18 protein-coding genes are annotated in these 26,266 nt (G+C 54.5%); all 18 read left to right on the top strand.

What is annotated here, in order from left to right:
• The first annotated feature begins 6 nt into the window (after positions 1 to 6).
• Entirely contained in the window at positions 7 to 1,089 is a 1,083-nt protein-coding gene (locus F1379_RS11545; RefSeq protein ID WP_150269616.1) for a GerAB/ArcD/ProY family transporter, read from the top strand.
• On the top strand, positions 1,082 to 2,182 hold the full coding sequence (locus F1379_RS11540) for a Ger(x)C family spore germination protein (RefSeq protein ID WP_150269614.1): 1,101 nt from the start codon (positions 1,082 to 1,084) through the stop codon (positions 2,180 to 2,182). Before F1379_RS11545 ends, F1379_RS11540 begins: the two co-directional genes overlap by 8 nt.
• A 165-nt stretch (positions 2,183 to 2,347) precedes the next feature.
• Positions 2,348 to 2,938: an RNA polymerase sigma factor gene (locus tag F1379_RS11535; RefSeq protein WP_162551129.1), complete on the top strand. Its 591-nt coding sequence runs from the start codon at positions 2,348 to 2,350 to the stop codon at positions 2,936 to 2,938.
• Positions 2,916 to 4,037: a DUF4179 domain-containing protein gene (locus F1379_RS11530; protein WP_150269609.1), complete on the top strand. Its 1,122-nt coding sequence runs from the start codon at positions 2,916 to 2,918 to the stop codon at positions 4,035 to 4,037. The genes F1379_RS11535 and F1379_RS11530 overlap by 23 nt, the downstream gene beginning before the upstream one ends.
• 287 nt (positions 4,038 to 4,324) lie before the next feature.
• The gene (locus tag F1379_RS11525) at positions 4,325 to 5,365 is read left to right on the top strand and encodes an ABC transporter substrate-binding protein (protein ID WP_239004638.1); all 1,041 of its coding nucleotides are present in this window, start codon (positions 4,325 to 4,327) and stop codon (positions 5,363 to 5,365) included.
• On the top strand, positions 5,346 to 6,134 hold the full coding sequence (locus tag F1379_RS11520; RefSeq protein ID WP_150269607.1) for an ABC transporter ATP-binding protein: 789 nt from the start codon (positions 5,346 to 5,348) through the stop codon (positions 6,132 to 6,134). The genes F1379_RS11525 and F1379_RS11520 overlap by 20 nt, the downstream gene beginning before the upstream one ends.
• Positions 6,131 to 6,877, top strand: a complete 747-nt coding sequence (locus F1379_RS11515; protein WP_239004637.1) for an ABC transporter permease — start codon at positions 6,131 to 6,133, stop codon at positions 6,875 to 6,877. The genes F1379_RS11520 and F1379_RS11515 overlap by 4 nt, the downstream gene beginning before the upstream one ends.
• 511 nt (positions 6,878 to 7,388) lie before the next feature.
• Positions 7,389 to 9,920 carry an alpha-L-arabinofuranosidase C-terminal domain-containing protein gene (locus F1379_RS11510; RefSeq protein WP_150269603.1) on the top strand — a complete coding sequence of 844 codons (2,532 nt, stop codon included), beginning with the start codon at positions 7,389 to 7,391 and terminating at the stop codon, positions 9,918 to 9,920.
• 80 nt (positions 9,921 to 10,000) lie between these two features.
• Positions 10,001 to 11,440, top strand: coding sequence for an ABC transporter substrate-binding protein (locus tag F1379_RS11505; protein WP_150269601.1), 1,440 nt, complete (start codon positions 10,001 to 10,003; stop codon positions 11,438 to 11,440).
• 96 nt (positions 11,441 to 11,536) lie between these two features.
• On the top strand, positions 11,537 to 14,533 hold the full coding sequence (locus F1379_RS11500; protein ID WP_162551128.1) for an extracellular solute-binding protein: 2,997 nt from the start codon (positions 11,537 to 11,539) through the stop codon (positions 14,531 to 14,533).
• Positions 14,530 to 15,492 (top strand): carbohydrate ABC transporter permease, encoded by a 963-nt coding sequence (locus F1379_RS11495; RefSeq protein WP_150269597.1) that lies wholly within the window; start codon positions 14,530 to 14,532, stop codon positions 15,490 to 15,492. Before F1379_RS11500 ends, F1379_RS11495 begins: the two co-directional genes overlap by 4 nt.
• Position 15,493: 1 nt before the next feature.
• Positions 15,494 to 16,354 carry a carbohydrate ABC transporter permease gene (locus F1379_RS11490; RefSeq protein ID WP_150269595.1) on the top strand — a complete coding sequence of 287 codons (861 nt, stop codon included), beginning with the start codon at positions 15,494 to 15,496 and terminating at the stop codon, positions 16,352 to 16,354.
• A gap of 11 nt (positions 16,355 to 16,365) precedes the next feature.
• The gene (locus F1379_RS11485) at positions 16,366 to 17,853 is read left to right on the top strand and encodes a hypothetical protein (protein WP_162551127.1); all 1,488 of its coding nucleotides are present in this window, start codon (positions 16,366 to 16,368) and stop codon (positions 17,851 to 17,853) included.
• On the top strand, positions 17,854 to 18,468 hold the full coding sequence (locus F1379_RS11480) for a YIP1 family protein (RefSeq protein WP_150269591.1): 615 nt from the start codon (positions 17,854 to 17,856) through the stop codon (positions 18,466 to 18,468). It abuts the gene before it with no gap.
• A 17-nt stretch (positions 18,469 to 18,485) separates the two neighbouring features.
• The gene (locus tag F1379_RS11475) at positions 18,486 to 20,852 is read left to right on the top strand and encodes a DUF5696 domain-containing protein (protein WP_150269589.1); all 2,367 of its coding nucleotides are present in this window, start codon (positions 18,486 to 18,488) and stop codon (positions 20,850 to 20,852) included.
• Positions 20,853 to 20,856: 4 nt separating this feature from the next.
• Positions 20,857 to 21,732, top strand: coding sequence for a carbohydrate ABC transporter permease (locus F1379_RS11470; RefSeq protein WP_150269587.1), 876 nt, complete (start codon positions 20,857 to 20,859; stop codon positions 21,730 to 21,732).
• Positions 21,733 to 21,734: 2 nt separating this feature from the next.
• A complete protein-coding gene (locus F1379_RS11465) occupies positions 21,735 to 22,730 on the top strand; it encodes a carbohydrate ABC transporter permease (RefSeq protein ID WP_150269585.1) in 996 nt (331 codons plus the stop codon).
• 869 nt (positions 22,731 to 23,599) lie between these two features.
• Positions 23,600 to 25,984, top strand: a complete 2,385-nt coding sequence (locus tag F1379_RS11460; RefSeq protein ID WP_162551126.1) for a YcdB/YcdC domain-containing protein — start codon at positions 23,600 to 23,602, stop codon at positions 25,982 to 25,984.
• The last annotated feature ends 282 nt before the right edge of the window (positions 25,985 to 26,266 follow it).

Raw genomic sequence — 26,266 nt, 5'->3', positions numbered from 1 at the left:
TACACCATGACCGAAAAGATCCGGCCCTTTAATTTAGCCGTGCTTGTCTATATGAGCCAAGTCGGGATCGTAGTTTTTACACTGCCGAGAACGCTGGCTGATTATTTCGGCACCAACGGCTGGCTGTTCCTCATTCCCTGCTTCCTGCTGGTTTCCTTCAATATTTATCTGATCTCCTGTGTGTACAGGCTGGGCAAGGGGCGTTCAGTCTTTGACATTCTGGAGCAATCCGTGCCGAAGCTGCTGCTGTATCCGCTTTATGCAGCTCTGATTACGGTATGGATGCTGTTCGGCTGTGTCATCGGCAAGAAGTATGTGCTGCTGTTTCAAATGCTGGCCTTTCCGACGACCAATCCGATGGTATTTAAGCTGATGTTCGACCTGCTGGCCTTTATGCTGATCATCAAAGGAATTTATGCGATTTCCCGGGCAGCGACCATGTTCTTCTGGATTACTCTGTGGATGTATTTGCTGCTGCTGTGGGTGCTGCCGGACTTTAATTGGGTGCGGCTGACCCCGTTTATTTTGCAGGGCGGACATGATCAAATCAAGGGGGGGCTGGAGGTGTATGGCGCTTTTCTCGGCTATGAGATGTCGCTGCTGTTGTTTCCTTACATCAGTAAAGCCAAAGGCAGCATGGCGGCCATCCAGGCGGGAAATGCTTATCTGTCCTTTAGCTATATCAATCTGGGGCTGATCAGCTTCGGTATTTTCAGCCAGGACCAGCTCAAACAATTGCTGTATCCCTTGCTGGATATATTGGCGTATATCCAGTTTCCCTTTGTGGAGAGGCTGGAGAATCTGCTCTACGGATTTTTTCTGTTCCTCGTGCTGATCACCGCGGTGATGTATTGGTGGGGAGCGCTTGAGACGGCCCGAAGAATCCTTCCGCGGCTGAAGCAGCAGGTGCTCACCTTCATGCTGCTCGGCATCACTTATAGTATTTCCTTTATCCCCAAAACGATTGATGAGGTCAATACCTGGATTGGCTTCCTGGGCAATGTGACTATCGGCATCGCCTTCGGACTGCCGCTGCTGTTGATTACGCTGCTTCTTATTCAGAAGAAAGGAGAGAAGCGGGATGGTTAAGCGAATAGCGGCCATGCTGGCACTGGTGCTGCTGCTTACCGGCTGCAGCACGGACCAGCGGATTCTGGACCGGCTCGGGATGGTGCAGACTGCAGCGTTTGATTCTACCGAAGGTGGAAAACTGCTGGTAACGGCCAGCATTCCGGTCATCGATCCGAACACGGAGGAGCACAGGGAGATTCTGCAGGCGGAAACGGATAGCGTCAAGGAGGCGAGGCTGGTCTTCTCCAGACAGACCGATCTGCGTGTGGTCAGCGGACAAATGCGGGAGCTGCTGTTCGGCATGGACCTGGCAGAAAAGGGGCTGTGGAAATACGTCGAAACCCAGCTGCGTGACCCCTCTGTCGGATTCAGCGTGAAATTAACCATAGTGGACGGCAAAGCCGGCGAACTGCTTGCTGCGGAACACAAGCCTCATGCGGATACGGGACGGTATATTACCCATTTGCTTGAAAAGGAAGCGTCAGGCAACAATATACCGGCTACAACGCTGTATGAGTTCTCCAGAGATTATAACGATGACGGTATTGATGTCATTGCTCCGATTGTATCGGACGGAAGCGATAAAGTGCGCGTGAGCGGAATTGCATTGTTTGCGGGCGACCGCATGGTCATGAGAGTTCCGGTCAAAGAGGGACTGATCTTTGCGCTTTGCCGCGGCAAGCTGAAACGCGGGGAAGCCGCTTTAGACCTGGAGGGACAAAGCGGCAAGCGTGAAGTGGCCGTATTCAGTTCAGTTACCAGCAAACGCAAGGTGAAGGTACACCGCTTGCCGGACGGGCGCTTTAAAGTTGATTTATACGTATCCCTTCAAGGCTCCGTGCTGGATTATACCGGGCAGCGTACCTTGAAGGAGGAGGCAGACCGCCATGAGCTGGAGAAGGAGGTTGCCCTTTCCATTGAAGACAAGGCGGAGCAACTGATCCGGCAGATGCAGCAGAAGAAGACGGATGCGCTGGGGCTCGGGCAATATGTCCGCAACAGCCTGTCTTATAAGGCCTGGGAGGACATGGATTGGCGGGAAATGTACCCTGAGGTTGAGGTAAAGTGCCATGCCAAGGTCAAGATCAAGGATTACGGAAAATATATGTAGTGGTTTCACCCCGGGAACACCCATTACAATGTCTGCGCGAGACACTGTAATGGGTTTCTGTGTAATATTTCGTCTACTCATGTTACTTTTATGCTGCCAGACATGTCTAATATATGTCGACTGTTAAGGAAACACGGGAAGGCCCGGGCCTTCTGGGAGGGATCAATGAACATGGAAAATAGCCGGCCAGCAGATGTCGGATCGTCAAAAACTATAGAGCTGACGAAGCTCGCGGGTTTAGCCAGACAAGGAGATGCAGAAGCCTTTGTTGAGCTGATTCAGATGCTTAAAGGGCCGCTCTACAGAACCGCCAGAACGATTCTGAAAGGCGATGAGGAATGTGCGGATGCCCTACAGGAAACGATCCTAAAGGCCTACCAGTCGATCTGCTCGCTTAGAGATCTGCAATATGTCAAGACATGGCTGTACAGGATTCTTATTAATGAATGTAATACGATTATACGCATGAGAGTGCGTCAATCTCTGCCTGGTGCACTGCCCGAGACGGCTGCAGACAGCTCGGCTTACCGGGATGTAGAGCTAAGGGAAGCCATTGATCAACTGGAGGAGCCGCTGCGGCTGGTTGTGCTGCTCGTCTATTTGGAAGATATGAAGATTGCAGATGCTGCCGCGATTCTCGGGATTAGCGAAGGAGCGGTCAAGATGCGCCTGCAGCGGAGTAAGACCCGGCTGAGAAGCTGGTTGGAGCCGAATAGTGAAGGGAGAGGGACTCATGAAGCCAGACAATGTCGTTGATCGGCTGGAGATGCTCCGGCCGGAGAAGGACTTGAAGATAGACATCCCTGAGATCGTGGAGTTCAGGCTGGAGGAGACATTCGGGAGAATCCGGGCTGAAGCAGCGGCCTTACCGGTAAGCGCCGGGCGGGGTCGCAGGCTTGATCAGCGGACCCGCTCGGCCGGCCGCAGCAAGGCCCGGCGGCTGCTGCGCTGGGCAGCTGTCACTGCGGCCAGCTTGCTGCTGCTTGGAGCGGGAATGCTCGGGCTGGGTTACATCTCACCGGCATTCGCCGATTCCATGCGGACGGTTCCGGTGCTCGGAAGCCTGTTCTCCCAGTATGGGGACAAGGGCCTTCAGGCAGCGGAGGAACAGGGCCTGGTGCAGCCGCTCGAACTTACCGAGACGCGCGGGGATACCACAATCAGCGTCCGTAATGTGATCTATGACGGGACAAGAATTGTGTTAGAGGTTCACCGGGAGAGTGAAGGAAGCTTCTATAGCCAAGATTTGCGGGACCCCAGACAAGGAGAATTGACTTGGGTGGAGGCGCATTTACAGGATCAGGAGCTGTTGCCGTCCTGGAGGCCGGCTGGAGATGACTACGTGCTCGTAAGCATAAATCATTTGCTGCAATCGGAACAGTCCGACCAAGCTCCACTCCAGCTTTCATTGACGGTAGAAGGGTTTGAACAACCCTTCCATTTCGAAGTGCCTTTAGAGAAAATCGAAGCCAATATGACTGTCATCGAGAAGCCGGAAATGCCACAGGCATTGGAGCAGCGGGGATTTGTGGTGGACAAGGTTGTCGTGACGCCCGTAACGACACAGGTGTTCTACCATCTCCGGCCCAAGAGCGAGGATATCTCGAATACATTTGTGCATCCGGATGATTTCGATATGTCGGACGCGACGGATGATCAGGGACGCGTCTATCAGAGGCTTGGCGGTCTGGGTGAGCCGGAGACAGAGGAGGGCAGCAAGCAGCATCAGCTATTCGAGCCGCTTGATCCCGCGGCGGATGTCCTCAAGCTTACCTTCAATGTTGCAGGCGGCCCGGATGGGAAGCCGTATACTTCGATTGAAATGGAAGTGCCGCTGCCCGATCGGCAGCAGTAGATTTTATACCTTACAGGTTGAGCTGTCCCTTAGCCATAAATGGCTTTATGGGACAGCTTCTTTGTTTTTATCTAAATTTATAAATATACAAAATCGAGCGATGGGTGTAAAATTGCAGTACTTAAGGTTTCCGGGGGCGTATGCTACGGCCGTATCCCCCTTTGTGAATTAATGCGCAAGTCTCAAAAGGCGGGCAGCGGCAGGAAGCGTGAACCGGAAACGAAGGAGAGAGCTGCAGCTGCGGCGGCAGCGTACAATGTATGGAAGAGATGGAGGCAACGGGATTTATGAAGAGAAGAAACGGGAAACAACTGGTTATACTGGCCATGCTGCTTGCAGCACTGAGCTTGCTTGCGGTGGGCTGCGGAGCGGCCAACAATGCCGGCAATTCGGCGGCTAATGCGGGGAATTCCACCGGGTCCGGCACTACGGAAGCAGCCGGCGGAAGCGGCGGAAATGAAGAGCCCCCGGCAGAGCCGGCTGTGGTGACGCTCGGGCTGCTGCCGTCGATCGATGCCATTCCTTTTATCATTGCCCATGAACAGGGCCTCGACCTGAAGCATAATGTCAATCTGGATATCCAGAATTTCAAGAGCGCCAAGGACCGCGATGTGGCTTTCCAGGCCGGAAAGGTCGATGGCATCAGCGCCGATCTGGTGGCCATTTCGATTTATAACGAAGCGGATCTGAATGTGAAGATTACCAGTACGACCAAGGGGCATTTCAGTCTGCTGACCGGCAATGACGACATTCAGGAGGTCAAGGATCTGAAGGGCAAGACAGTCATTCTTTCCAAAAATACATCGACCCAATATACAATGGCTACGATGCTGAAGCAGGCCGGTCTGACCGAAGACGATATTACGATAACGGAAGTGCCGCAAATTCCAACCCGTCTGGAGCTGCTGAAGAATCAGAAGGCCGATGCCGCCGTGCTGCCCGAGCCTTACGTTACCATGGGCACGGAATCCGGTCTGCGCGTGCTGGGCAGCACCAACAGTGCGGGAATCAATCCGTTCGTGCTGGCCTTTCCGCAAAGCGTAATTGATGCTAAGGGACAAGCCATCCGCGATATGTATGCGGCTTATGATGAAGCCGTAGCTTACATGAAATCGCATGACCAGTCGGAATATATCGATCTGATCATTAAGGAAGTAGGCTATCCGGACACGCTGAAGGAGCAAATTACGGTTCCCGACTACCAGCCAGCTACACAGGTGGATGTGCAGCAGGTGGAGCAAGCCTTTGAATGGGCCCGGGAGAAAGGGCTGCTGACCCGAGATATTACGGCTGAAGAAGTGATTTCCGATGTCCAGTTTGGAAAGTAACGGACTCCAGATTAAAGAATTACAGGTCGCATACCATAACGGGCGGCAGGTCCTCGGCAACCTGAATCTGGTTCTGCCCGAATTCGGAATTTATACGGTTATCGGCCCTTCCGGCAGCGGCAAATCGACGCTGCTGCGGGCCATTGCCGGACTGCTGCCGGGTTATGGCGGGAAGCTGCACTTTAACGGCAAGCCCCTCCGAGACAAGAACACCCGGATCGGCCTTGTGCCGCAGAACTATGGTCTGCTGCCCTGGAAGACGGTTCACGACAATATTGACATCGCGCTCAAGATTGCCCGGGCGGGAGAAGGCGGCAAGGAGGCGCGTGAGACGCAGATTGCCAAATGGCTGACGGCCATGGGAATTGCCGGGCTGGCGGGCCGGTATCCGCTATCGCTCAGCGGCGGCCAGCAGCAACGGGTAGCCATCGCCCGCGCGTTCGCGATCCGGCCGGAAATTCTGCTGCTGGACGAACCGTTCTCGGCGCTTGACGCCATGACCCGCGAAGGACTGCAGCGGCTGTTCCTTGGCAACTGGCAGGAACAGCCGGCCACCGCCTTGTTCGTGACCCATGACGTGGAGGAGGCCATTCTGCTCGGCCAGCGTATTGTGGTCATGCCAGCAGGCAAGACGGATGCCGCAGAAGCGCCGGAAATTCTCGATAATTCCGCTGTCTTCGGCTTGAACTATGAGGACAAGCGGGACAGCGCCGCATATACGGAACAGAGCAGACGAATCCGCAGAATAATGCAGGAGAAATGGCAATGAAGCGGCGGCTGTGGCATATTGCAAGGCTGCTGCTTGTTTTTCTGGCCATGAATCTGATTTGGTACCTCCTCTACCTGCTGCTCCATCATCCGATCCTGCCGAGCCCCGGCCCGGTCTACCGGGCGATGTTTGAGCTGGAGGGCAGGGACGTCGCACTCAATGTCGGCTACAGTCTGCTGCGGATCTTCGAGGGCGTAGTGCTTGCGCTGGTAATCGGCCTGCTCATCGGCCTCCTGATGGGCCGCTCGCCGTTCTGGAACCGGGTGCTGGACCCGGTAGTCTATCTGACCTACCCTATTCCGAAGATCGCCCTGCTGCCGGTCGTCATGCTGTTCTTCGGCCTTGGCGAAACCTCCAAGGTGCTGATGATTACGCTGATCCTGCTGTTCCAGATTATTATCTCGGTCCGCGACGGCATCAAGGCCATTCCGGAGAGCACCTATGATGTACTGACCAGCATCGGGGCGACTACTGCCCAGAAGTTCTGGAATGTAACCTTGCCCGGAGCACTGTCTGTTATTCTGAGCACGATCCGCATTTCGCTCGGAACGGCGATTTCGGTGCTGTTCTTTACTGAAATCTACGGAACCGAGCACGGCATGGGCTTCTTCATAATGGATGCCTGGCTGCGTCTGGACTATTCCGAAATGTATGCCGGGATTCTGCTCTTCAGCTTCGTCGGGTTTGTGCTGTTCCTGCTCGTCGATCTGCTGGATCACAGGTTTATGAAGTGGCGTAAATAGAGCAGCATGTTTTACAATGAGCCCTCTTCCCCCCCGCCCGGCGGAAGAGGGCTTTTTGCGCTGCAGGAGTAAAATAACGCAAGCCTAGACGAAAAATACACAAAAAAAATACAGTTTAAATTTAATGAAGAAAAACATGGACTTGTAAAGTAAAAGGCGTTTTTTTGAAAAAAAATGCAGCGAAATGCCTGAAAAACCTCTTTTAATTTAAATCAATATGAAATTAAATGAATTTTAGCAATGCTTTTGTTTTAAAAAACACTATATTGTTAGTGGGGAATTTTCTGGAGACGTTTTTTTAGGTTCAGTAAAGTATAAAAAGGTTTAGTTTAATTCATTTACAAGTGAAATTTAATATGCTACTTTATCAATGGAAACGGATTCATTTAGGTTTTCCAGAATGGTTTCACATATATGCAAAGTAAGAGGGGCGATTGTTTTAGAAAAAAGAGCGTAAATCAAAGGGGGAGAAATTCTGAACAGATTTAAACGAAACATAGGGCTGCTGCTGGTGATCCTTCTCATTATAGTCGGCGGAGCGGTCTATTACGTAAGCGCTTCAAGGGAAGAACAGGCTGTACCACCCGCTGCTACACAGGCTGGGGAGCATGAGGAAGAGAAGAAGCAGGAGCAGCCTGTAACAGAACAGGGCTCGGGGCAGGCTTCAACCTATACGCTGACCGTGGATACGGAGCATCCGGGCGCACAGATTAGTCCGCTGCTGTATGGAGCTTTCTTCGAGGAGATTAATCATGCCGGCGACGGCGGCTTGTATGCGGAGCTGATTTCCAACCGTTCCTTTGAAGACAGCCCCGATACTCTATTCAATTGGTGGGTTGAAGAACAGGGCGGCAGTAAAGGCAGGGTCTCGCTGAGCGGTGAGCATCTGCTGAACGAAGTACAGACCCGGGCATTGGCCTTAACCGTGACGGCTGCTGCCGAAGGCGGCAGGGTGGCGGCGGTCAACAACGGTTATTGGGGAATTGCTCTCGAAAAAGGGGCTCAATACAAGCTTTCCTTCTATGCCAGACCGGAGCCGGGGCAGGCAATGCCGCTGAATATCTCGCTTGAAAGCCCGGACGGTAAGGAAGTGTATGCGTCGCAGGCGGTCAGCAGCGTAAAGGATGGCTGGAACCGGTATACCTACACCCTGGAATCTGCAGGGACAGCGGCCAATGCGCGCATTCTGTTCTCGGCTTCGGCGGAGGGAACGGTATATCTGGATATGGTGTCGCTGTTCCCGTCAACCTGGAAGGACCGCGAGAACGGGCTGAGAGTGGATTTGGCCGAGAAGGTGGAAGCGATGCAGCCGGCGTTTGTCCGTTTTCCGGGAGGCTGCTTTGTTGAAGGCAAGACCCCTAAAGACGCCTACCGCTGGAAGACAACCATCGGTCCGCTGGAGCAGCGCCCGGGGCATCAGGGGTATTGGGATTACCGCTCGACTGACGGTCTCGGGTTTCATGAATACCTGCAATGGGCCGAGGATCTGCAGGCGGAGCCGCTGTATGTTGCCTACATCGGAATCTCCCATGACGGCGATCCCATTGCGAAAGCCAATACGGTTCCGCTCAGCGACATCCAGCCGTGGATTCAGGATGTGCTTGATGCCATTGAATACGCGAACGGTCCTGTAACCAGCGAGTGGGGCGCCAAGCGGGCCGAGAACGGGCATCCCGAGCCGTTTCATCTGAAATATGTCGAGATCGGCAATGAGAATAACTTCCAGCTTGCTGAGTATGTCAAGCGATACGGATTGTTCTACGAAGCGATCAAAGCGAAATACCCGGACATGAACATTATCGCCAATGCGAACCTGGAAGGCGAGTCTATCGAAATGGTCGATGAGCATTACTACGAATCCTCGGAGTGGTTCATGGCCAACGCGAACCGGTATGACAGCTATGACCGCAGCGGACCTGGCATTTATGTAGGCGAGTATGCGGTGACCAAGGGTGCGGGCCAGGGCAATCTGAACGCGGCAATTGGTGAGGCTGCTTTTATGGCCGGGATGGAGCGCAATTCCGATATTGTCAAAATGTCTTCCTACGCACCGCTCCTCGTACATGAGAAGGACCGTACCTGGAATCCCGATGCGATTGTATTCAATTCGGCGGCCAGCTACGGTACACCGTCCTATCACGTGCAGCAGATGTTTGGCAGCAATAAAGGAGATGTTATACTTCCTGTAACAATGGAAGAAGATGGTGTCTCACACTCTGCACAAGCGTCTATACAAGGAGCTGTCGGCCTGGGCACCTGGGCAACACAGGTTGAATACGACGATGTAGAGGTCAAGAGCGGCAGCAAGCTGCTGCTGAAGGATGATTTCGCGGGTGACAGCGGAGAGTGGAAGCTGAACAGCGAGAACTGGCAGCATGAAGACGGACTGTTCAAACAAACCGGCAATGCTACCGATATTCGGGCGGTCGCGGGCGATCCTTCCTGGCAGGACTATACGCTTACCCTTAAGGCCAGAAAGACCGGCGGTGCAGAAGGAATGCTCATTATGTTCGGAGCCAGGGATGAAGGGACCTTCTACTGGTGGAATATCGGCGGCTGGGGGAATACCCAAAGTGCGATTGAGAAATCCGTCGGCGGTTCCCGGTCAGTCATCGGGCAATCGGTTCCGCTGAGTATCGCATCCGGCACGTGGTACGACATCCGCATTGAGCTGTCGGGCCCGACAATCCGTGCTTATCTAGACGGCGAGCTGGTGCATGAGATCAAGGATCAGGTCTCGGCCGGACCGCTCTTTTACACGGCGAGCCGCGATTTATCCTCACAGGATGTGATTGTGAAGGTTGTGAACAGCGGCGAACAGGCGCTTCAGGCGAACCTTGTCTTTGCCGGGATGTCCTCCAAGCCGCTGAGTGGAAGCGCTATCGTTCTTGCTTCCGCTGAGCTCACCGATGAGAACAGCTTCACTGAGCCTGATAAAGTGGCTCCTGTAAGCAGTGAAGTAACTGTAACAGACGGTAGTCTGGAGCATGTGTTTCCGAAATTTTCCGTGACGGTGTTTAGACTTAAGGAAGGAGGGAAATAGGAACACCGGGGAATCAGGAGGGCTGCTCGTTCACCATAGACTAATAACACAATTTTGTACATTAAGGGGAGGTTTGTTTGATGGGCCAAAAAAGGGGAAAAGTGATATGGCCGATGCTGTTGGCCACTGTAATGATGCTGTCAGCCTGCAGCAGCGCGCCTGCTACATCTTCAGTTACAAATTCCGCAAACAACGGGGGAACAAGCGATCAGCCGGCGGCAGCGACGAACAGCGCGGCGGAAGCCACTGCTGATCCGGCGGCCGGAGGCGGCACGGATACAGCTGCCAATGCGGCCAACGAGCTGCCGAGCAAAGATATTACCGGCGAAGTCACCGTATGGGCCTTCAATGAGACGGTCTTCGACGAGATCGGCGCCGCCTTCATGGCTGAGTATCCGGGCATTAAGCTGAACACGGTAGTCATGCCGTTCGGTGATCTGCATGATAAGCTGCAGACTACGATTGCCGCAGGCAGCGGCGCTCCCGATGTAGCCGAAGTCGAGATGTATCAGCTTAACCGGTATATGGCCGGACATGTGCTGGAGAATCTGCTGGAGGAGCCGTATAACGCCGGCAAATACAAGGATCTGGTCCATCCGTTCAACTGGGAACGCTGGATGACCCCGGACAGCTCCGAGCTGCTGGGTATGCCTTGGGACATGACTCCGGGCGTGTACTACTACCGCGCAGACATCTTCGAAGAGCTTGGCTTGCCGAGCGATCCGGCCGAGCTGGGCGAATATATGCAGGATGAAGAGAATTTCCTTAACCTGGTCCAAATATTGAAGGCCAACGGCAAGTATTTCATGGAGTGGAGCGACGGTCCGATTGTCTGGGCCGGCGATGAAGTCGGCTATTTCGATAAGGACATGAACTGGCTGCGCAACACAGAGAAGATGGTCAAGGTTCTGGACATCACCAAGCGCGGGCAGCAATTGGGCTGGGCGCCTCATCTCGGATACACCACCGATGAAGGCAAGCAGCTGGTGCTCAAGGGCGATCTCGTCGGCGTCGTATCGGGTTCCTTCGGGGCCCGCGGATTGCAGGAGACCTTCCCTGAGCTGGCCGGCAAATGGAAAGCGACCCGCCTGCCGGTCGGCATCAATGTCGGCATGGGCGGCTCCAGCTTCGTCATTCCTGCCCAAAGCAAGAACAAGGAAGCCGCATGGGCTTACATTCAGTGGAGTATGCGAAGCGAGAACGCCTGGAAGATCTGGACCAAGCATTCGATTCAACCGGGCTACAAGGATATCGCCAGTCTTGACTGGTATGCGAACACCAAAAATGAATATCTGGGCGGGCAAGAGGAATTCAAGCTGTATGAGCAGCTCAGCAACGATATTCCGATTAAGCATCTGACTCCGGTGGACAACAAAGGATGGGAAATCTTCATCACGGCGATCGGGGATGCTCTGGCGAAGAATACAGACTCGAAAACGGTCATCCAAAAAATCGGCGATGATGTCATGGCCCAGGCCTCCAAGGAAATTGCCGCCTTTAAACAAGCGATGCAGGAATAGCAGGGACAATGAAACCAGGGGGCAGCTTGCATTAGCCGGAGCTGTCCTCTTATCTTCTGTCCGAAGAGGCCCCTAAAGATGGGAGGAGACCAACGCGTGTTGCGCATACTGCGAAAATATAAAGTGAGTTTGTTGATCCTTGTACTTGCGGCGATCTCGCTGGTGTGGTGGAACGAGTCCAGGGGATTCGACACTGCGGCCATGGCAGGCATTCCCGAGTACACCGATATCGATGAGAGCTCCGTGCTGGAGCTGGACAGCGTCAATTCGAAGCTGGAGCCGTCCTATTCGAGCTACTACGAGGCAAGAGTGCAGGAAGGGGCGGCGGATGCCGCAGATTTCGCGCTGACCCTGCCGGCTGCGGATTTCTCCGCGGTCAGCCCGGCGGGAACGGAAGTGATGAACGGCCTTGGAGACAAGACAGAGCCGGCATTGGCGCTGAATAACGAAGAGAGCTGGGCAGAGTACCGCTTCACGGTACCGGCCGACGGCTTCTATCAGATGGGCATGGAGTATTACGCCCTTCCCGGCAAGCGCTCCTCGATTATCCGCAGCCTTAAGGTTGACGGGGAGTACCTGTTCTCGCAGGTGAAGAAAATGGAGTTTCAGCGGATGTGGCAGGAAAGCGGGGAGCCATGGCGCGATAATCAGGGCAATGAATTCAACCCGAAGCGCGAGGAGGTCAGCGGCTGGCAATACCGGGAGTTTCGCGATGCCGAAGCGCGTACGGGCGAGCCCTTCCGCTTCTATTTGACCAAGGGCGAGCATACGCTGCGGCTTGAGGCCATCCGTGAGCCTGCGGCCATCCGGGAAATTCGGGTGTTCTCGCCGCAGACCCTGCCAACCTATGCAGAATTGCAGCAGCAGTATGAGACACTCGGCTACAAGCCTGTGCAGGACCAATCCATCAAGATTCAGGCGGAAACGGCGACGCTGCGCTCTGATCCGACCCTGAAGCGGATCGAAGACCGCGAGCCGCTCACCGAGCCGTTCGACAAGAACGCGATTGTGCTGAACAGCTTCGGCGGCGTAGGCTGGCGAACCGGCGGACAATGGTCCGAATGGAGCTTCGAGGTTCCGGAGAGCGGGCTTTATAATATCGGAATCCGTTACGGGCAATGGTTCCTGAACGGCATTCCCGTTGAACGGCGTCTTATGATCGACGGCGAAGTGCCGTTCCAGGAGATGAACGCGCTGAAGTTCCCTTATAAGGCGGAGTGGCAGGTCAATAAGCTCGGCAATGAAGAGGGCGCCTACTACTTCTACCTGGAGAAGGGCAAACACACGCTGCGCATGGAGGTTCAGGTATCCAGTGTCGGTCCGCTGATCGAATCGGTCCTGAACACGACACAGAAGATGTCGCTGCTTGCGCGCGAGATTACCCAGGTTACCGGCACGAATCCAGACCCGAACGGCGACTGGAAGCTGGAGCAGAATATTACCAACCTGGTGCCGAGGCTGCACATTATGGCGCGGACGCTGGACGAGGTCGTGCAGGGAATGTATGACTTCGGCGTGGAGCAGGGAAGCTCGGAGCTGAGCACGCTCTATGAAGCGCGCGACCGCTTCCTGGAGATGGCTGAGAACACATCATCCATCCCGGCCCGTCTCACGCAGTTTACCGATCTGCAGTCATCGCTGGGCATCTGGGTCAATGGCCTCATGAAGCAGAGCATTGTCATGGACTATATCGAAGTGAAATCGGAGGACCGGCCGTGGCCCAAAGCTGCAGCACCGTGGTACACGCGGGTCGGGACGATGAGCTACGACTTCTTCAGCTCGTTCACCAAGGATTACAGCGGCATCGGCAACACCTATGAGGATGACAAGGTGCTTGATGTATGGATCTCGCGCGGCCGCGACTGGGCAGAGATTATCAAGCAGATGGTTGATGAGGATTTCACACCGAATACGGGAATCAAGGTCAATGTGAATGTAATACCGACCGTTGCCGCAGACCAGAAGCAGATTCTGCTGCTGGCCAGTACGGCCGGACTTGCACCCGATGTGGCGCTGGGCGTCGAGGGCGAAGTCCCGATTGATTTCGCCGTCCGTAACTCACTCGTTAATCTGAACCAGTTCACGGATTATACGGAAGTGGCAGGACGTTTCAGAGAAGGTGCGCTGATTCCGTATAAATACGGCGGCGGCGATTATGCGCTGCCGGAGAACCAGAACTTCAGCATGCTCTTTTACCGGAAGGATATTATGGAGCAGCTCGGCATAAGCGAAGATGACATTCCCGACACGTGGGAAGAAGTTATGCAGTTGATTCCTGTGCTGCAGCAGAATGGTATGGACTTCTACTACCCGCATGCTCCGAATAATCCGTCGCTTGCGATCAACGAATTCGCGCCGTTCCTGTTCCAGTACGGGGGCGATTTCTATAAGAACAACGGCACGCAATCCGATCTGGATTCGCCGGAGGCGCTGACCGCCATGAAGACATGGACCGGCCTCTTTACGAATTACAAGCTGCAGAAGCAGGCGGATTTCTATAACCGGTTCCGTTCGGGCGAAATGCCGATCGGGGTAGCCGACTATTCCACCTATATTCTGCTGTCCACCGCTGCTCCGGAGCTGACGGGCTGGTGGGGCATGAAGCCGATGCCGGGCATTGAGCAGGATGACGGCCGCATTAACCGTTCCACGGGCGGGCTGGCCCAGACGGCCATGATCTTCAAGGACTCCGACATGCAGCAGGAGTCATGGGAATTCCTGAAATGGTGGACCGGCGCCGATGCGCAGGAGAATTTCGGCTCGGAGCTGGAATCGCTGCTCGGCGTGGAAGCGCGCTGGAATACCGCCAACATTGAAGCGCTGCAGCGTCTGCCCTGGCAGCAGAACGATATCGACGCCATCCTGGAGCAGTGGGACTGGTTCAAGGAGCGCGAAGTCGTGCTTGGGGGTTATTATACTACCCGTTACATCGCCAACATCTGGAATGAGATCGTGCTGAACGGCAAATATCCGCGTGAAGCGATGGAGCAGGGTGTGCGCGAGATCAACAAGGAGCTTAACAAGAAGCGCGAGGAGTTCGGTCTGGACATCACCGGAACTTCCGGCGGTAGCGGGGAAGGAGGACAGGAATGAGCAGTGAAATCATCGTGCCTGCAGAGAGCGGGCATCCCGGACTGCCGGCTGCAGAGCCGGGCAAATGGGCCCGGCTGTGGAGCGAGATCAAGAAGAATAAGGTTTCCTATTATTTTCTGGCGCCTTTCCTGATCTTATTTACCATCTTTACGATTGTGCCGATTATTATGTCGGTTGTGCTGAGCTTCTCCTATTACAACATCATTGAGACCCCGCGGTTTATCGGGTTCTCCAACTACAAGCTGCTGTTTGTGGATGATGACATCTTTCTGCAGGCAGTCGGAATCACCTTGAAGTTCGCCTTCATCACCGGGCCGGTCGGCTATATTCTGGCCTTTCTGCTGGCCTGGCTGATCAGCCAGATTCCGCAGAGATTCCGTTTCTTCTACACATTGTGCTTCTACCTGCCGTCGATCACCAGTGCCGTGGCGATGTCGGTAGTCTGGCTGTATTTCTTCGCCGGCGACCGCAAGGGCCTGCTTAATCATTGGCTGATCCAGCTCGGCATTCTGAATGAGCCGTATCTGTTTCTGCAAAATGTGGATTCCATCGTGCCGGTGATCATCATCGTCTCGCTGTGGATGAATATGGGCGTAGGCTTCCTGGCCTTCTTGGCCGGGCTGCAGAATGTGCCCGGCGATCTGTACGAAGCGGGCTCCATCGACGGTATTAAGTACCGCTGGCAGCAGCTGTGGTACATTACGGTTCCTTCCGTAAAGCCGCAGCTCCTGTTCGGAGCGGTGATGCAGGTGGTCAGCTCGCTTACCGTATTCGATGTCAGCATGCGGCTGGTCGGGTTCCCGAGTCCGCTGTACGCGGGCCATACCATTATGGCGCATCTGTTCGATTATGCATTTACCCGCTTTGAAATGGGTTACGCCTCGGCCATCGCCGTGCTGCTGTTCTTCCTGATGTTCGGGCTGAACCGCCTCATCTTCAGAGTGCTGGGGAGGGATTAGCATGCACAAAATCAAATTACGGCGCATCGACTTCGGGGGCATCTTTCTCTATCTGTTCCTGACTGTGTTCGGCCTGCTGATGCTGCTGCCGCTCATTTACATGGCGGTCACGGCACTTAAGCCGACCAGCGAGCTGTTCCTGTTTCCGCCGCGCTTCTTCGTGGTCAATCCGACACTGATCAATTTCCGCGACCTGCTGCTGATTACCGGAACCTCGGCGGTGCCGTTCTCCCGGTTTATCTTCAACAGCATCATTGTCACCAGCGGCATTGTGCTGGGCGGGGTTGTGATTTCGGCGATGGCCGCCTACCCGCTGGCGAAGCATAATATGCCGTTCCGCAGCTTTATCTTTAACATGATCGTAGCTGCGCTGATGTTCTCGCCGCTGGTCCTGCAGATTCCGCAGTATTTGCTGATCAGCCGCAGCGGACTGATGAATACGTACTGGGCGATGATCCTTCCGTACCTGGCAGCGCCAATGGGCATGTTCCTGATGACGCAGTTTCTGCGCCAGCTGCCCGACGCGCTGCTGGAAGCGGCGAGGATCGACGGGGCTTCTGAATGGAGGGTGTTCTGGGTGATCGTTATGCCGATGCTGAAGCCGGCCATTGCCACCTTCGCGCTCTTCAGCTTTATTTCCGCCTGGAACGATCCGTATCCTTCGATGGTATACACCACGGTCCAGGAGATGAAGACGCTGCCGCTGGCGATCCAGACCATCAGCGGAGGTGTCGGCGTCGTGGCCCGGGTCGGGACGCTGGCGGCGGCCAGCTTCCTGATGATTATCCCGACCATACTTGTCTTTGTTATTACCCAGCGGATGGTGCTGCAGACAATGGCCCATTCCGGGCTGAAGGAATAGGGGGCGACATGATGACTAGAAGCAAGCGAACGCGCAGGACGCTGGCCGGCGTACTGATTATCGCCCTTGTCTTGCCGTTCTTCGCGCTCTCCGGAAGAGCGTCGGCCGATGCCCCATACAGAGGGTACGCCTGGAGCCAGTCCGGCAGCGAGGTCAGCTCGATTAACGGGTATCTATATGATTCATCCATTGATCCGAGCGGCACGGAGACCGGGGTGCTCAAGAACCCCGAATCGCTGTTCATCGGCGCCGACGACACGCTTTATGTCGTGGATACAGGCAACAGCCGGATAATTCATATGGACAGAGACGGCGCTGTCCTGGGCATCATCGGCGATTTAGAGGGCGCCGGAAAGCTGCAGGAGCCGAAAGGGATCTTTGTCAAGCCGGACGGCACAGTCTACGTGGCTGATACGAAGAACCAGCGGATTGCTGTTTTCGGTGCGGACGGCAAGTATGCCAAGGAATTTCCGAAGCCGGACAGCACTCTGCTCGGGGCCAATTTCTCGTATTCGCCCTCCAAGCTTGTCGTCGACAAGCGCGATTACATGTATGTGGTCAGCGACGGGAATACACAGGGGCTGATGCAGATTGACTCCGCCGGCAAGTTCAAGGGCTTCTACGGTGCGAATCATGTGGGCTTCTCCTGGACCCGGGTGCTGATCAAGCTGGTTGCGACCAAGGAGCAGCAGAGCCAGATGGCGACGGTCCGTCCGTCGGAATTCTCCAATGTGGACCTTGACGAGGAAGGGTTCATTTACAGCACCACGCTGGGCGAAGAGACGAATCAGATCAAGCGTCTGTCGCCGGTTGGCGTGGACACGCTGAACGTAGGCCAGCGCCGCTACGGCAATTATTACACGGATGGTCCGTTCAGCATGGCGTCCTTCATGGGCATCAGCGTCGACAAGAACGGCTTCATCACTGCGCTTGACCTGCAATCAGGCAAAATATTTCAGTACGACAAGCTGGGGAACTCACTCTTCAGCTTCGGGGGAATCGGGGAGCAGAACGGCCTCTTCGTGACGCCTTCGGCGGTGGATCAGACCTCCGACGGGATGATTTACGTGGTGGATAAGGGCCGCGGCCGGATCGACCGGTTCCGGGCCACGCCGTTCGCAGAGCTGGTTCATGAGGCCTCGCTTCTGTATGTGGATGGCCGATACGACGAAGCGGAAGTGCTGTGGCATGAGGTGCTGCGGCAGAACTCCAACTACGAAATGGCCTATCAGGCCATCGGCAAGGCGCTGTATAAAGCGGAGAAGTATAAGGAAGCCATGGGCTATTTCAAGCTGTCGGGCTCCAAATATGATTATTCTTCCGCTTTCCGCGAGTACCGCAAGCTGTTCATCCGCGAGCATTTCACCTGGTTTTTTGCCGGGGCGATCGTACTGTTCCTGCTGCTGTATTGGGGAGTGCCGAAAGCCTACCGCAAATTTATTGCATGGATGTACAGACACCGGCCGGTAAAACCGAAGACGGCAAAGGGGGAAATGTAAATGGACACGTTGCGGATGATCCATCAGGTGGTTGCCCACCCCTATCAGTTCTACCATGATATCCAGGGCAGGCAGCGGATCGCCTGGTTCCAGGGCGTGCTCATCGTCCTGTTGACCTTTGCGGCGAAAATGATCTCCATTCTGATTACCGGCTATGCCTTTCAGAACCGTGAACCGCATGAAATTTCCGCCTTCCATGAATTCATCTGGCTTGTCGTGCCCTGGCTGACCTGGTGCATATCGAACTGGGGCGTCAGCACGATTATGGACGGCGAAGGCAAATTCAAGGAAATCTTTGTCGGCAGTGCGTTTGCCCTGGCTCCGTATATGCTGTTTATGATTCCGGTTACTCTGCTGACGCTCGTGCTGTCGCTGGATGAAGCTTCAACCTTCAAGCTGCTGCAGCAGTTCATCATTCTGTGGGTCGCCTGGCTGATCCTGCTGAAGATTAAGATTCTGCATGACTTCGAGCTGCGGAAGGTAGTCTTCATCACGGTCATCAGCATTATCGGCGTCGGAATTATCTGGTTTGTCGGCATTCTGCTGTTCGGCATTTCCAATCAGTTCGTTTCATTTATTGTCGATATGCTCAAAGAGCTGCGGCTCCGCGCGTAAGGAGGGGAAGGAACATAATGAGATGGAATAAAAAATGGCGAGGCATCCTCTTGCTCGCACTGGTGATCCTGCTGGCAGCCGTGAATGTCCGGCCGGTCCGCGGCTCCGCTGATCCTTCGGCTGCCCCGTCCGCAGCGCAGCCCGCTGCGGCGGAGGGAAACACTGCGGAGACAACGGAAGCCCCGGCGGCTCCGGCAGTCTCCGAGGCAGCCCCGGCTGCAGCGCCGGAGAGCCCTGCGCCCGTGGCCCAGGAAGCGGCTGGAGGTGCGGGAGCTGCACCGAAGGAGCTGCGGCCCGTGGAACCGGGAACAAAGGCGCTGGAGAATGAGCAATATATCCTCTATGTAGACGAGAAGACCGGGAATCTGCGGATTGAAGATAAAGCAACGGGCGCTGAATGGCTGGGCTCTCCGCAGCTGGAGAAGACGGCCATGCCTAATACGCTGAAATATACGGCGGCTCCGATCTATGCCCGTTATACGCAAGGGGCGGATATTACCCAGATCTATCCGCTGAAAGACGAGGATTCCAGCGTAAAGGTGACCATCGAGCCGGAGGTTGTCCGCGCCGAATATGCTTTCGAGAGCCTGAAATTAGGGTTCGCGCTGGAATACCGGTTAACCGGCAACGGGTTCGAGGCCTCCATACCCCAGGAATATTTGCGGGAAGAAGGCAATGCGAAGTTCACGAGTCTGGAGGTACTGCCGTTCTTTCATGCGGCCAGAGAAGATCAGCAAGGGGCGATGATGCTCCCCGACGGCTCCGGGACGCTGCTGGAGTTCCGTCCGGATCATCCTGCTTATTTGAAGGGGTATTCCGAGTATATTTACGGCGGAGACGAAACCTTCGTCAAGCAGAATCATGAGATCGACGACAGCTACTGGCTGAAGGCGGAGCCGCTGAAGAAAGCGGTCGCCCTGCCGGTATTCGGGATGTACCATGAGGGCACCGGCTACCTGGGTATCGTCACAGAGGGCGATACCGATGCGAAGATCAACGGTGTGCCCTCCGGCATCCGCGCCATCTCGCTTTACCGGGCTTCGACCGAGTTCACACTGCGCAAGGATGATGTCATCTTTGTCGGCAATTCCGGACAGATTCCCTATTACCAGGGGGAGATGATCCAATCGGAGCGGAAGGTGCGCTATGTGCTGCTGCAAGGCGAAGCCGCCGGTTATGTCGGTATGGCGAAGGAATACCGCAACTATCTGCTGGAAGAGCAGAAGGTCCAGCAAGCCGAATCCGGCGAGACTCCGCTGTATCTGCAGGTGCTGGGCGGCGTTTCCCGCGATGAGGTGCTCGGCACGACCTTTATTGAAATGACTACCTTCGCACAAATCAGGGAGATGATCGACCAGTACCAGGCCGCAGGCGTCAACCGCCTGGAGATTACAGTATCCGGCTGGGCCAAGAACGGCCGGTACGGCAACCAGCCGGATCATTTCCCGGCCGACAAGCATCTGGGCGGCGGGAAGGCTCTGAAGGAGCTGGCCGAATACGCCGCCGGCAAAGGTGTCAATCTGTACCTGAAGGCGAATTATGTGAAGCCTTATCAGGACAGCAACGGCGTCAATGCGGGCAAGGAGGCGGTGCGCGGCATCAACCGCGAGGTCCTGAAGCAGTACATCTACTACTTATCCAGCGGGTGGAACACGGATAACTACTTCTACCTGTTGAAGCCGGCAGTTGTTGAGAAGCGCGGCACAGCGGAACTGGACAGCTACGCCAAGCTGGGCGTTGCTGGCGTGCAGTTCGAGCATTTCGGCAGCCTGCTGTATTCCGATGAAGACAACAATTCAGCTACAGACCGCAAGCAAACGGAGAATGCTTATCTGAGCGTGCTGGACCAATACCGCAAGGCGGAGTTGAACACAGCCGTTGACTACGGCTATGCCTATTCGCTCGGCTATGCGGACCGGATCGACGGCGTTCCGCTGGATTCCAGCGGGTTCGTGTATACCGACCGCGCCATTCCGTTTTATCAGCTTGCCCTGCATGGGCTGCTGCCGTATACCTCGGGGCCGGTTAATCTGTTCGACGATTCACGCGGCCAGATGCTGCGCGCGCTGGAGTACGGAGCGCTCCCGAGCTATGAGCTTACCTATGCGCCTACTAGCGATCTGCAGCGGACGCTGGAGACCCGGCTGTTCTCCTCCGGTCTTGAGGATTGGCTGACCCCTTCGGCCCAAAGCTATCTGGAGCTGAAGGATGTGTATGACAGCATCGCGGGCCAGCAAATGACCAACCATGAGGAATTGGCCCCCAAGGTCTTCCGCACCACCTACGCTAGCGGCGTAAGCATTATTGTGAACTATAATGCTGCTGCGGTGGAAGCTGACGGAGTGAACGTCGCAGCCTACGGCTACGCGGTGACAGGAGGATGACGAAGTGAAAAAAGTTAAATTGTCGATGCGGAGCCGCAGTGTCATGGAGGGGTATGGCTTTATCTCCCTGTGGCTGATCGGATTCCTGCTCTTTATGGCCATTCCGCTGGGCCGCTCGCTGTATTATTCCTTTCATGCGCTGCAGGTCAGCAAGGACGGCCTGATCGCTACCTTTGTCGGGACGGAGCATTTCCGGGCGGCGTTTACGACGGATGTCAATTTCCTGCCGCTGCTGAAGGATACCATGGTTTCTACATTGACACAGGTTCCGCTGATCCTGATTTTCTCGTTGTTCTGCGCCATTCTGCTGAACCGCAAGCTGGTGGGCAAGACGTTTTTCCGCGGCGTGTTCTTTCTGCCGGTTATTATCGCCTCCGGAGCTATCCTCAGCAAGCTGATGGATCAGGGGGCGGCCAATCTTCCGATCTTTTATAATCAAAATTTATACAACAAGCTCAACGCCTTCATCCCGGGCGATATCCTGGAGATTCTGCTGAAATATGCGGAATCCCTGACGCTGGTCATGTGGGATTCGGGCGTGCAGATTCTCATCTTCCTGGCGGGACTGCAGACAATATCCATATCGCTGTATGAAGCGGCCAAATGCGATGGGGCTACAGCCTGGGAAAGCTTCTGGAAGATCACCTTTCCGATGATCATGCCCATGATGCTGGTAAACACCTTGTTCAGCATCGTCAGCTCCTTCACCAAGGCGGACAATCAGATGATGAGCCATATCCTCAATGTCGTCTTCAAGACCAATGACTTCGGCTATGGATCGGCAATGGGCTGGATTTATTTTATCTTTATCTTCCTGATTCTGGGGTTAGTGTTCCTGCTGTTCCGCAAATCACTCAATAACACTGAAGGGAGGAAATAGACATGCTTAAGGAAGAAAGCCTGAGATCGGCGCAGTCAGCCGGGCTTCAGGCTCTGCCGGCCCGGCTGAAGGAAAGCGGCAAGCTGGACCACTGGTTGAAACGCACCCTTCAGGTTATACATGTAACCTTTTACTATCTGGTTATACTCAGTCTGTCTTTCGTCTTCCTGTACCCGCTCCTCTACATGTTATCCAAGTCGATGATGCAGGCGCAGGATGTGGCGGATGCCACGGTGCAGTGGATTCCCAAGGCGCTGAGCTTTCATAATTACAGCCTGGCCTGGCAATCGCTCAATTTCTGGGGCGGCTTCACCAACAGCGCGATTATTTCCTTCGGAAGCGCGGTGCTGCAGATTCTAAGCTGTTCGCTGATCGGCTACGGCTTTGCCAGATACCGTTTTCCAGGATATACCCTATGCTTTGTGCTGCTCCTGTTCACCTTTCTGGTTCCGCCGCAGACGATTGTGGTTCCGCTGTACCTGTTCTTCAGCGATCTGGGCTGGATTAACACGCATCTGCCGTTTGTCGTTCCATCCATGTTCGGCCACGGCCTCAAGGGCGCGCTCTTCGTGCTGATCTTCATCCAGTTCTACCGGAGAATGCCGAATGTGCTGGAAGAAGCGGCGCGCATCGACGGTGCCGGCCCGTTCAGAACCTACTGGAAGATCATGTTCCCGCTCGCCAAGCCGGCGATGCTGGTGGTCTTTCTCTTCTCGGTGGTGTGGCACTGGAACGACAGCTTTGAGCCGAATACGTTCCTGACGACGCCGAATTTCTATAATCTGTCGCAGCGGCTGGCGATGTTCTACGGAACGAACAACCAGGCGGCGGAGACGATGTCGCAGATGACCTCAGGCTCCATCGGCATGGCGCCGACCGGATTGAACCAGGTAATGGCCGGCTGTATTCTGACCATCCTGCCGATCCTGATCCTGTATCTGCTCGTGCAGCGCCACTTCGTGGAGAGCGTCGAGCGTTCCGGCATTGCCGGTGAATAAGCCGGTAGCGGCTAAGCCTTGAGGCTCCGTTATTTACAGAAGAGCTGTCCCATAAGCCATGAAAAAGGCTGCTTGGGACAGCTTTGTTTTTTTAGCCAAGGATTACGCTTAGGCGGACGCTCCGCTTAGAGGTGACAACCTGACACAAGACGAACACAACCGCTTTTCCGAGGGTCGTTCTGTCCGCTGCCGTTCCCTCATTTCCGGATGAATACCGCTGGCTGCTGTAGAATGCGCTGGCTGCTGTAGAATTCGCTAGCTGCCACCTCTATATAGTTATGATGAACGAAAGGCAGCGTCAGCTCGCAGACTGCAGTTGGAAAATCGCCACTTAATTCCGCCTGTATCGAGGTAATCACAGATCTAGTTGGATATCCGCCACCTAATATAGAAGAAAATTAGCAATTTATTCAACATCGAGCCAATTAAGTGGCGATAATCCATTTAGATTGCTGAAATCCGTGATCTAGGCCGAAATAGTGTGCGAAAATCCAACTAAGGCAGTGAGCGATTGGATTTAGCCTGAGGTTTGACCCAAGGCTTGACCCAAGGCTTGACCTAAGGTTTGACCCAAGGTTTGACCTAAGGTTTGGCCTGAGTATGACCTGAGGCTAGGCTAAAACGGACGCCGAAACTGCAACCCACTATAAACCAGGAAATCTGCCTGCGGCCGGGCAGCGGCCGGAAGTCCAAATGTTCTCTTGGGTCATGGCTTGCAGCCTTATTAATTTCCCTGCACTAATTTAAAAATGGAAAATAAATGCAAACCTGAATACAATAAAGTAGTTACTGGAAAATTTCAATGAAACCGATTCCAGATTCTGGCGTATGAGACCAAAACACTTCAATAAATTGTAGGAGATGATATGTTGAGTAATTATAACGGCAACGTTGTCCTTCGCCGTCCGTTGAAAGCCGCACTGGTTGCGGCTGTGTCTTTGCCGCTGCTGCTGCCCGCAGGTCCTGCGGCCGCTGCCGACTCGGTCGTCAGTGGCAGTGCTTCTGCCTCTGCAGTGGTTACAGCTGGGGCGTCTAGTGCTCCCCAGGCGACCAGCAATGCATCCGCCGCATTGTCTGCAGATGCCGCCAGCAAGATCAAGATTACCGAGGAGCAGGCGGTGGCCAAGGTCCGCAAGCTCTTCCCCCTGCTGGAGGAAGCGGATGTAAGCGGGGTTCAGCTGGGGAATACGCACAGTTATCCGGTAAATGAGAACGAGCTGGTGTGGACGATCAATTGGTCCGTGCAACGGGGCAATGGCAGCCACGGGTTCTCCAGTCAGGTGAACGCTGTGAACGGGGATATCGTAAGCGCGTACATATCCTCTGAGATCCTGGAGCCGGCCAGTAGCTACTACCCTCCTAAGATCAGCCGGGAGGAAGGCGAGAAAATTGCCAGAGCCTTTATCCTGGAGGCAGCACCTTCAGTGAAGAGCGGAGATATCAAGATCACCGATGAGCAGATTGTGAGTGCAGACAGTGCCCTGTTTGGCCCGATTCAGTATTATTACATATTTACGCTGCTGAAGAACGGATTGCCATCCAATAGAGATCAGATTTCCGTCAGCGTTAGCGGCAACGGTGAGATTCTTTCATTCACCAAGCCTTATAATGATCTTGTCTACCCTTCAGCTACGCCTTCCATCTCCAAAGAGGCGGCAGTGCAGATTTTAACCAAGGGGTTTGATCTGGAGCTGTCCTATACTCCCATTTACCGTCATAACAAGCTGGAACAATGGATTCTGGCATGGAAACCGGCGGAAGGCTCCATGAATGACATCAGCGCCGTGAACGGTAAGCGCCTCAGCAACGAAGGCAAGGAGCTTGAATCGGCAATTCCTGCTTATGAAGCGGTGCCTAAGAGCAAAGCTCCGTTTCAAAAGGCGGGCGGGAGCAAGGAGCTGACCGCAGAACAGGCGGCTGCGGCTGTGAAGAAGGTGGCGGCCATTCCGGCAGACCGTAAGCTTACGAGCCAAATGCTGAACAACGATTCGCAGAGTCCCGGAGACAAGTCCTGGTATCTGGTCTGGGAGAACCCCACGAACCGTGCAGGCGGATATTTCCCGTCCCGTTCTACCGCCCGGGTTAATGCCACCACCGGAGAGGTTACACAGTATAATCAGGAAGAATTCTCCGCCGAGAAGTCTGAAGTACAGCCTGCTGCCGCAGGCGCCAAGAAGCTGAGTCCGGCAGCGGCCAAGCAGCGTGCCCTTACCTTAATCGACGCTCTCTATGACAATGCGAGCGGTAATCTGAAGCTGGTCTGGAACGGTGAAGAGAACAGCGTGGTTCCGGAGGGACGCGGCTACAGCTACCAATTCATCCCCTACCATCAGGGCGTGCCTGTTAACGGCATCAATATTTCGCTGAATCTGGATATCTACGGTAACCTGTCCACGTATTACGCCACGGGCAACGGCGCTATGGAGAAGATACCTGATAATTTGAAGCCTACCATCGCCAAGGCTGCGGCTGCGAAGAGCTATCTGGACCAATATACGGTTGAATTAAAATATGGTACTTACGGCGGTTACTACACTTCCAGTACGTATATCAAGCCGGAGACCAAGCTGGTTTACGCAGCCAAGACGAAGGATGAAGCGCCCGTTCACCTTACACTGGATGCAGTCACCGGTAAGTGGATCCAAACGTATGAAATGAATCCGGGCACGGTGAAGGCAGCAGATGTAGCTGACCTTAAAGGCCATCCGGCCCAGGAGCAGCTGACAGAACTGGTCAAGTTCGGAGTGCTCGTTCCGGATGAAAGCGGCAAAATTTATCCGGATCAAGAGATCACCGTCGTCGAGTGGCTCGCCATGGCCGTTAAATCGGCAGTGCCTTATTATGCTTCATACTCTTCTTCCAATGAGAAGGCAATCGCCGGCGTCAATCCGGAGGATGAAGATTATAACACAGTTAGATATGCGGCAGAGCTGGGCTGGATTGATTCGGACGCGACTCTTCAGCTGAAGCAGAAGTTGTCCCGGGATGAGCTGGCGGCATATCTGGCCGCAACGCTCAAATACGACAAGCTGGCGGGCTTCCTGCAGAACGATCCCGCAGTGGCGGCGTTCAGCGACAATGCCTCGATCAAGAATAAAGGGGCGGTGGCTCTTTCGCTCAAGTTGGGCTTGCTGCAGGGTGAAGCCGGCGCTTTCCAGCCGCAGAAAACTGTTACCCGGGCGGATGCAGCCGTAGTCTTGATGAAGCTTGTTCAGCTGCAGGGGCAATTGGATCAGAATCTTGCTTACCAGTAAGCGAGTGCGGGGGACCTAGCCCCGCTTCACCTTAAACGCGAACATCCCTGCTTCATATCCAACAGATTATCCCTGAACCGCGGCTGCGGAGAAGGGGTAATCTTTTTTTTGTACCTTTTCAAGGTACACCTGAGCAGGTACTGGTCAGCTTAATTGATCTTACATTACAATTATCCTAAAACAAATTGAAGAAAGGTAAAGGAAAGATACTGAATGTAAACGTATTCCACTCGCGTCTGTCAGCGCTTTCTTTATACAATAGGGATGTAGAAAACAAGGGAG

Source organism: Paenibacillus tepidiphilus (assembly GCF_008635795.1).
GTDB lineage: Bacteria > Bacillota > Bacilli > Paenibacillales > Paenibacillaceae > Paenibacillus_AQ > Paenibacillus_AQ tepidiphilus.
Note: the sequence above shows the minus strand (reverse complement) of the source record. Positions and strands in the feature narration are given on the sequence as shown.